General features: G+C 60.4%; 7 protein-coding genes. All 7 read right to left on the reverse strand.

Going from position 1 to position 8271, the window contains the following annotated elements; translation table 11 throughout:
• Positions 1-106: 106 nt before the first annotated feature.
• Entirely contained in the window at positions 107-484 is a 378-nt protein-coding gene (locus BYZ73_RS20220; protein WP_112317443.1) for a phage integrase central domain-containing protein, read from the reverse strand.
• 1301 nt (positions 485-1785) lie between these two features.
• Complete coding sequence (locus BYZ73_RS20230; RefSeq protein ID WP_112317445.1) at positions 1786-2508, reverse strand: hypothetical protein; 723 nt, start codon at positions 2506-2508, stop codon at positions 1786-1788.
• A 15-nt stretch (positions 2509-2523) separates the two neighbouring features.
• The gene (locus tag BYZ73_RS20235) at positions 2524-3519 is read right to left on the reverse strand and encodes a hypothetical protein (protein ID WP_146746367.1); all 996 of its coding nucleotides are present in this window, start codon (positions 3517-3519) and stop codon (positions 2524-2526) included.
• A gap of 33 nt (positions 3520-3552) precedes the next feature.
• Entirely contained in the window at positions 3553-6054 is a 2502-nt protein-coding gene (locus tag BYZ73_RS20240; RefSeq protein WP_112317447.1) for a S8 family peptidase, read from the reverse strand.
• Positions 6047-7270, reverse strand: coding sequence for an AAA family ATPase (locus tag BYZ73_RS20245; protein ID WP_245943249.1), 1224 nt, complete (start codon positions 7268-7270; stop codon positions 6047-6049). Before BYZ73_RS20245 ends, BYZ73_RS20240 begins: the two co-directional genes overlap by 8 nt.
• Positions 7271-7637: 367 nt before the next feature.
• Positions 7638-8003, reverse strand: coding sequence for a hypothetical protein (locus BYZ73_RS20250; RefSeq protein WP_112317448.1), 366 nt, complete (start codon positions 8001-8003; stop codon positions 7638-7640).
• Positions 8000-8271 (reverse strand): hypothetical protein (locus BYZ73_RS22955; RefSeq protein WP_181498136.1); only part of this gene is annotated, 272 nt, incomplete at its 5' end. The genes BYZ73_RS20250 and BYZ73_RS22955, both read right to left, overlap by 4 nt.

Raw genomic sequence — 8271 nt, forward strand, 5'->3', positions numbered from 1 at the left:
GCTGCCAGCCCGCGGGGGGCGCGAAGGCCGCGACGGCCGCCTTCAGCAGCGGGCCAGAGAGCGCCCCGAAGGCGGTGCCGGCCAGATCGGTGGACTGTTCTTCAGTTCATCGCTTGTCGAACCGTTCAAGCGCGTCGAAGACTGCGCGGAGGTCGTCTGTCGCGTTAACCATCGCCTCTTCGATGATGTCGGCGGTTATGGTCATCCGCTGCGCCGCCTCGGCCGAGAACGGGTCGCAGCCGAATCCCATCAGCCGCCCCTCATGCAGCACGGTCCTGGTGCGTTGCAACGCCTTCTCGGCGGTCGGGAATTTCGTCCGCCAGATCGGGGCCAGGGCCCCCTTGATGTCCTGAGGGGTGATTCCGGAGACGCGCATCTTCCCGATGTGCAGGACAACATGCCGCTGAAGCGGGGAAAACCACCGTCCGCGCTCGCCGCCGCCGCGCAGAGTGGCCTTTCGCGCCTCAAAGACGATCGAGGCCATCTCTGCAAATGTGGGATCTGTCTTGTCGAGTTGGGCCTTCGTGGCGGCGCGCTCTTCATTCCGCTCGGTGATCGGGTCTCGCCCGGCTCGCAGCACGGCCGCCCAGCGGTCTCTCTTCCGGCGCGCTTACGCTAGGCCGACCTCCGGCCATGAGCCGAGCCCCATGTTGCGCCGGGCCCCAAAAACGAATAGCGGAAGTTCCATTTCCCCGAAGTCCTGGCTCGTCTTGATGAGGGACAAACCGCCCGCGTCCCCGTAGCGCCCGGCAGGCGCCGCCTTGATTTCCCTGACCGTCAGCATACCAGCTAGCATACCACCTTGCAGCGTGCTCCCCTGAAATCCTGTGAGTCACGCTGGCACAGTCCCGTCCCTCACCCCCGGTAGTTATGCCTTATTCATATCGCTACCTGCAATACTCTGAAACGCTGGCTTGGTGCGGGTGGTCTGCAACGTACCCACCTGATTTTACGCCGACTTCCCGGTCTGTGGGGACCATGTGGGGCCGGATGGAGCGTCCGCAGGGCAACTACCGTGGCACTTCACCCGCCCCAGTCACGCCTAAATGGAATGTCATGATTCGCGGCAACGCATCGCGAAAACTGTCTCTCAAGCGTCGTTGGCATCGAGCCTCAGCACCTCACCCTGGGTCAGCAGTCCACAATGCAGATGTGGCAGGCGGCCTGCTCAAACGACCGACGCGCACACGGTCGAGCTCCCGCCTGGCGCAAGGTTCGCCCGCCCCTAGCGGGTCTCGGCCGCAATCCGATCGCCATCCCGACATCGAACGTCCCAAAGACCAGAGCAGTGAACCTAAGGCCGTGCGCCATTTCGGCCGAGCCCCCTCCCGACGTCACTTGCGCGCTCGCGGCCGAGACTGTGTGAAAACTCCAATTTCGAGAATCTGGTGGGAACAGTTTTCTCAGCGGCCCGCATTTGGCGGCCTGAGCCGGAACGAAATACTGCCGGTGCTCCTTTGGGAAAACGTCGTTTCGGGGTCGACCATGCCTGACCGAGTTTTCACACAGCCTCGACCCCAAGCTGCCGTCAATCGACTTGCGATATGCCGCGTTGCAGCTTTCGCGTTCCTGCCATTGTTGAATCGCGCAGCATTTTTGCAGAGCAGCGGCGGTCGAACAGAAGGAAGCTGCCATCCCGCGACTGGAGCTCAACGTCCACCTACAATTTATCTCGGTCGGACCAAAAACCACTCGCGTCGCACGGGTATCATGCCATGTTCCGCTGAGAACCGACCCAATGTGTTGGTGAAGGCGTCGGCATAAAGGCATCTTCCGTATTGTCACCTAGGCAGCGGGCATTTTCGCGATTTTTGTGGCCCCAAGCCATGCCACCCATGCCTCAAGAAATTGTCGGTAGTCGGTCTCGCTGATACGCAGGATGTTAAGCCCTTCCAGCTTGCCCATGCCAAACCTGCAATTGGCCTCGGCATGCTGGCACTTGGGCTTGGCGTACTTGCCGCTCACAAAGGCAAACATCTTTGCTGGCGTGCCATGGCTACTGCGGCCGGTCTCATCTAGATAGGCAATGCCGCCATGCGCCATCGCGTTCCGAAGGATACTGACCCACTGTGAGGCCTCCATGGCACGTGCTGCCTCGACCGCGTCATCGCCGGAAAGCGCTTCGGCCAAGTCTTCTGGCAGACCGCTCGCGATGTTCGGAAATGGTCCTTTCCTCACGCTAACAAAACGCCATGCCCCTTCCTTGTAGAAGGCGGCTTCGCCGAGCTTGCCTTTTCTGATCACATCCACAAATGCGTCGGCGGCCTTTGGGCCCAAATGCCGATCATCAGCATAGGCTTGGTCCTCAGCCTTGCCGATCTGACGCTCAACGCGCTCAAGCGGAATGGTCAGGATCGGCATGGACATAGATACCAGAAAAGTCGAAGTCAGCGGGCCGAGCTCGGGGTTTTCCTCGCCGTGAAGTTTGGAGGCTTCGTGCCAAAGCCCATTGATCAGCGCAAGGCACCGGCAGGGGAGCTCAACCGAATAGTGCTGCGGATTTCCCATGGTTTTCCCTCGCTCTCATACATCGCCCATGCGCATCCGCTCGATCTGGCCTTCGATCCACTGCTCGATCTGGCCGCAGGCTTCCAGCAAGAGTTCGCGGATGTCAGCGCTTTGGACGATGAAATCCCGGTACTTCTTCAGGGCCTTGTGCGGGTTTTTTTCCCGGCGCAAGGATGCCTCGCGGCTGCGCCAGCCGGGCACCGGATCACAGGTATATCGCAGGGCGCCATTCTCCAACAGCCAGCTCTGGAGTTCAGCGATTGACTTCCCTGCATCGGGCCTTTTGCCCTTGAGGCGCTTCTTGGCCGCGCCGGCGGCTTTTGGATCAAACATGATGTGCCAGCTCTCGGTCTGGGTTACCGCCTCATCGCGGCTCGTCTGATTGGGCCCGCCCGTTGCTACGATATCAATGACGCTGTCTTGCTCTTCGATGATCTCGGCAAGGTGATCGGCCAAAGCCTCGACGAAAGGGCCGACCTGAAAACCGGCCCGGGCCGCCAGAGCGCGGCAGCCTTCCTGAAAATCTTCCCGTCCCCTAAGACCGAAGGGCTTTTGTACTTCGAAGAACTTTCTGGAGCGCTCAGGCAGCACCATGTTTGGGCTGTAGCTCAAGAAGTTGGGCTCGTAACGCTCCAGCACCGAAGCTGCGCACGCAAAATACAGCCCCGCAATCGCGGGCAGCACCGCCTCATGCTGCAAACCAATATGGTACACATCGTTGCGCAGATCGTGGCAGATCGAGATGGTCTGGGCCTCTTCGTCCGAGAGTGGCAGCCTCGGCCTGGCGAAGCGGAGCTTGGCATCGAAATGTCGCCCAAGCGCTGCTTCCAGTTCGGCCTCATCCTCATAGGTCTTCTCACGCTTCCACAGCGCAGAGCGCTCACGCCGTTCATCGCTGGCGAACTGATGAAGAACTAGCTCCAGAGCGTTGTCGGTGAGCATCACGGCAAAGCGTGCGCTATTGGCATCGCGTTTCAGGACGTGCTCAAGGGCCAGGTCAAGCTGCTCCAACGTATGTGCAAGAAACCTCAGCACGACAACACACTACACACGCGGCGTGATCCGGACTGCAGTCCGTATGTCGGCGATGCGTGCGCCGAGAGCTTGCAAGCTCTGGCGCATGTCGTTGAACACGGGCGCATCGCCCTCAGGATCACTGATTGTGAGAATGGCCGTGAAGGGAATACCGCCATTCGGCATGTGCTCGCCGGTGCGGGTCAGATATTCAACCATCAATCTCCAGTCTGACGTTGGGCCAATACCCCTTGGAAATGTCTTCTCAAATACCTTCACAGGGCTCCATTTTAAGTCGTGTTCGATCAGTTCGGCTTCGACCGCGTGTACGCCGCGTGAAGACGGAAGATAGAGCGGGTCCAGCCGCCCCTTCCAGCCTCTGTCCTGGGCCTGCTGGAGCGCCGCATTGATATTCACCCTGACGAACTCTGACCCAAATCGTGCGTCCAGCGGCGGCGTGGAGACCAGAGTTAGCTTGGCGTGGCCCCTGCATTTCCCTCCTGCAACCAAGGAAGGCGGCCATGAAAACCGGAAGTTGATCTGTTGGCCCTCCAGAATGCGAGAGGCGAACACCAGCGTTATCGAGTGATCGCCAGTCTCCAAAATCCTGTCAGCGGAAGGCGGCAAACCGAAACCGACAAGGTGCCGAGCGACCGGGCCAAGTTCTTTAGGGCGCAATGGCTCTGGGGTCTCAGCGTTGTGAACCAGAAGCCCGATAAGTGTTTCTCTGGACACCTCGCCCTCAATCTCGTGGACCAGCTTCGCAGCGGTCTTGGCGACCAGCGGGGAAGCGTAGCTAGTGCCACACCCGTCAACGACCGTTCCATCGGGAAGAACTGAAAATAGACCATGGCCAAGGGAAGCATGTCGCGTGCCGGAACCACCGACATGAGCAAGATCAGGTTTCACACCAGACCTAAGGCCGGGTCCCCGGCGGCTGAAACGCGTAGGTGCGAAGGGTAGGCAGCCCCCGTGCCCTGGCGGATTTACAGCGCCAACTGCTACGTTTCGGGCGCTCTCGGCCGGTGTAAGGAGACCATCGTTTCGTGCGACCGCCAAGATCGAGAGGGCTGTGGCGGTGTCTGCAGGCCACTCGGGTCGAAAGTCCTGCGGATCGGTATTTCCTGCCGATACGAATAGGACAGCATTGTTCTCTTCGGCAATCTGGTCGAGCCTGACGGCGTGCGTGCTGTAACGATCAGGAACGGCAGGCTGGAGTATGTTCAGGCTCATGTTGAAGACCCTCACGCCGTGCCGTGCACGCGCGTCTGCTACGGCTGTGCCCAGCTCGTCAAAAAAGTCAGAGAGGCCTCCCGAATAGTAGGAGGAGAAAGCACCCGGCTTCCTTGGATCCGGAAAAACTGCCAAGTCCACGAGTTCCGCACCGTCGGGTTCAGGGCAGGTTTCAGGGCCATTCAAGGTTCCTCCCGCGACAGCTAGCCCTCCAATGAAGGTGCCGTGATTGAGGTCCATGTCCTCGTCGGCCAGTATGTCCCAGCGGTCTATAATCCACCCCGACAGCGCGTCGCCGATCCCGCCGTCCACGATGCCAATTCTAGGATGCGAAGACTGAGCACTCCGATTGGGGATGGTCGCAACACTGGGTCGTGTTCGCACCAGAGAGGGTGTTCTGGCAGAACGGACAACCACGCCCGGCAGTTCAACCCTCCGAACGAGAGGGTGTTTATCAAGGAACTTCAGAAGCTGGGAATGCCTTTGGGGATCGCCGTCGAAAGGAGCGAGCGCACGCCGCTCGCGCGCCGCAGAAGATGCACTTGTCAGCCTCATGACAGCGCCGTTCGGCGACTGGTCAAGGCGGACTGAAAGCCTCGGCAATCCACGCTTCCAACTTGGCAGTCGCTCGACCGACATGCCTTTCCCAACTTCTCCAAAACCTTCTATGAAGGTGGAGATCAGCTCGCGGTGAGGCGCGTCGAGCCTGTCCCACTCGTCTCTGGGCGGAACAACATCGAAAAGCTCAACCTCGTAACTACTGCCGGTCATGGGGTTCGAAAGCCATGTGACAGCCTCTTCGACTGAAAACCTGCGCTTGTCGGTTGGTCCATACAATTCGATACGGTCGATTGCACCGGTCTCGCTGCGCTGAGCAGAGGGGTGGGGCAATTCGCGGCCCCGCGCCTCGTCGAAGCGCATAACGGTCGCCGTTTCCGATTTCTCGATTTCCGCTTTGACCAGAGCAAGGGTCGTGGGGCGTCCCTCCACCAGCATTTCGCCGAGATCGCCTCCGCCCACCACCGGCGTCCGGTCGCTCCTGAACAGCTTTGACACGGGGCGGTGGCTCTTTGCCCAAGCCTCTCGCTTTAGCACGACCTTGAGGTAACCAATGGGACCTTGCGATTGGGCAGCGAGAGTTGCAGAGATCGAATCGAGTTGGCCCATGAGAGCAGCCTTGTGCGCGACAAACTCGCGGTCACGGTGGGCATAGAAATCTTTGCGCCCTCCACCTCCGGCCGCTTCACGTGCTTCATCGAAGTTCTCCGGGTTCAGGACGATCTGGATCGGGCTAGCCATCGCTCACGTCCTCTTCTATCGCCTGTTTCTGCAACAATCTGCTGACCGATGATTTGTCCTTTCCGGCGATCTCGCCGATGTCGGCCATAGTGAAGTTCAATGCCTCGTCGTTGCGCATCGCTTTAAACAATTTACCGGGATCGGCAAAGAGCAGCGTCCTGCGCTCGCGCTGAATGCGCGCGGCATTCAGGGTCGCAAACTGCTGAAGAGTTTCGAGAAGTCCTCGCCGGTCCTCCTCGCGGACTGTAGTCGCCTTCTTATACGTTCGGACCAGAGCCTCGATTTCTGCCCCAGTAGAACCTTCGGTGAACCACGAGATCAACCGAATGTGGCTGTCAGGGGCGATCACCGGCGGCATGAAATGCTGGGCTATCGCCTTGCGGACCTCAAAGTCCGGCTTCGGGATTTCGAGTTGGATTTCAAATCGCCGCCAGACTGCCGGGTCGAGAAGGTTAGGGTGATTGGTGATCCCAATCGTTAGGCCGATTCTCTGCCGCCCGTCGAGGTTTTGAAGGAGGGTGTTCACCACCCGCTTTATCTCACCCACTTCTTGCGGGTCATCGCGGACCTTCGCAATCGCGTCAAACTCGTCGAGCAGCAGAATGCAGCGATACCTATTCGCAAAGGTGAACAGGTTCCCGATGTTGCGGGCAGTAGTTCCCAAGAACGAGGAGACGAGGCCGTCTAGTCGGACAAGTACCACGGGCAACTGCAACTCATGCGCGATCCACAGGGCGAGCCGCGTCTTGCCGGTGCCCGGCTCGCCGTAGATCAGGCAGGTCTTCGAAGGTATGATGTCTACAGTCGATAGTGCTTCCAAGTTGCGCCATTCATCGACGATACTCTCGGTCGCCTGCGTGACCGTCGCGTTGAACAGCGGGGCGGTGGCATGGAAATCGTCGGGGAAGATGATCTCCGCTAGCGATGCCGACGTTTCTCGGTCAACAGGAACCTGCGTGCTTCGTCCAATGGCTTCACCGGCAAGATTGACTCTAGATCGCTCAATGCGGCTCGGCGCTACGTCCTTCAGGCGGTCTGCCGCTGAGAGAATTTTGGCCAGTGTTGCCGCCTGCTGCTTCTCGCCATCTTTAGTTAGCGCATCATGCAAGCGTTCGATTTGTTTGCGAAGGGCGGGCGTTGGCTCAGCCATTGCTGCGCGGCATAGTGCCTGGACAATCGGGAAGTGCTCCATGCGAAAAACCGCCTTCTGTTGCATGTTCGTATCCTAACGTTGCGGATAACATGGCATTCGTTGCGCTTCAATGCAATTCTGTTGCCTTCACTCGATGGTGCGCCTTCCGTGAAAAGCGAGGAGCGCGCCGCGAGGATAGATTTCCGAATGTCAGCTTTACCCGCCTTGCGAGTTCGGCTTCCCACCGCTGCGAAGGTCCACTTCCCACCGATACTGTTGAAAAACTCGACTACACGGCCGCGAGGCTGCGCTCGATGGGAAATGGTTCTGCTTCCTCGCGAAAGTGCTCCGGAAACCGGTCCTCGCCGCCGCCCTGGGGGACAAAATTCCAGCTGCGGATGGGCTTCAGGCCGCAGCATGGGTTTTTCAACAGTATCCACCCCAAAAGACCCTACCGCCAGGTCGGATCGCGCCGGGCCGACCATCGGGCCAGCAAACCCGCCACCACGGCGACACCTATGGCGTAGGGCCACCACCACGGGCCGATATAGAGCGTGCCGACGCCCACGAACCCCGTATCGACCAGGCCGTCCCGCCACGATCCCCCGCGGCGGAGATCGCCCCGTTCCTTGAGGGTCCAGTAGGCATCCGACGCCAGCAGCCGGAACGGGGCCGCGGCGGGGCCAAGCGGCGCCAGCAAGGCCCCGACCCAGGCATGACCAATGGGGATGACGCACCATGTGTAGTCGTCCTCGCTCCGCGACGAGGGCGTCAGGATCGTGCGGACGAGCCCCAGGATCCCATCCCGGACCCTCATGTCGCGAGGCTTTCGGCCACGGCGATACGGTCCTCGAAGACCGTCTGCGTCTCGCCGCCGACCGTCACGCGGACCTGCACAAGCCACGTCCCGGCGGCAAGCGCGCCGGGCGGGAAGGTGACGGCGAGCTCTGCCGCGCCGGTGATGGCGGCCGCGCCCGTGACGATGCCGCCCGAGAACTCGCGGCGGGCGACCGCCTCGGCGGTGCCGCCCGTCAGCTCCGCGATCTGCGCCCCGGCGTCTATCGCCACATCCACCGCGAGCCGCA

The organism is Rhodovulum viride, assembly GCF_003265965.1.
Taxonomy (GTDB): domain Bacteria; phylum Pseudomonadota; class Alphaproteobacteria; order Rhodobacterales; family Rhodobacteraceae; genus Rhodovulum; species Rhodovulum kholense.

Bases quoted from the DNA above. Each gene is read 5' to 3' on its own strand.
- BYZ73_RS20220 (WP_112317443.1), bottom strand. From the start codon at position 484: ATGGCCTCGATCGTCTTTGAGGCGCGAAAGGCCACTCTGCGCGGCGGC.
- BYZ73_RS20240 (WP_112317447.1), bottom strand. From the start codon at position 6,054: ATGGCTAGCCCGATCCAGATCGTCCTGAACCCGGAGAACTTCGATGAA.
- BYZ73_RS20250 (WP_112317448.1), bottom strand. From the start codon at position 8,003: ATGAGGGTCCGGGATGGGATCCTGGGGCTCGTCCGCACGATCCTGACG.
- BYZ73_RS20245 (WP_245943249.1), bottom strand. From the start codon at position 7,270: ATGCAACAGAAGGCGGTTTTTCGCATGGAGCACTTCCCGATTGTCCAG.
- BYZ73_RS20230 (WP_112317445.1), bottom strand. From the start codon at position 2,508: ATGGGAAATCCGCAGCACTATTCGGTTGAGCTCCCCTGCCGGTGCCTT.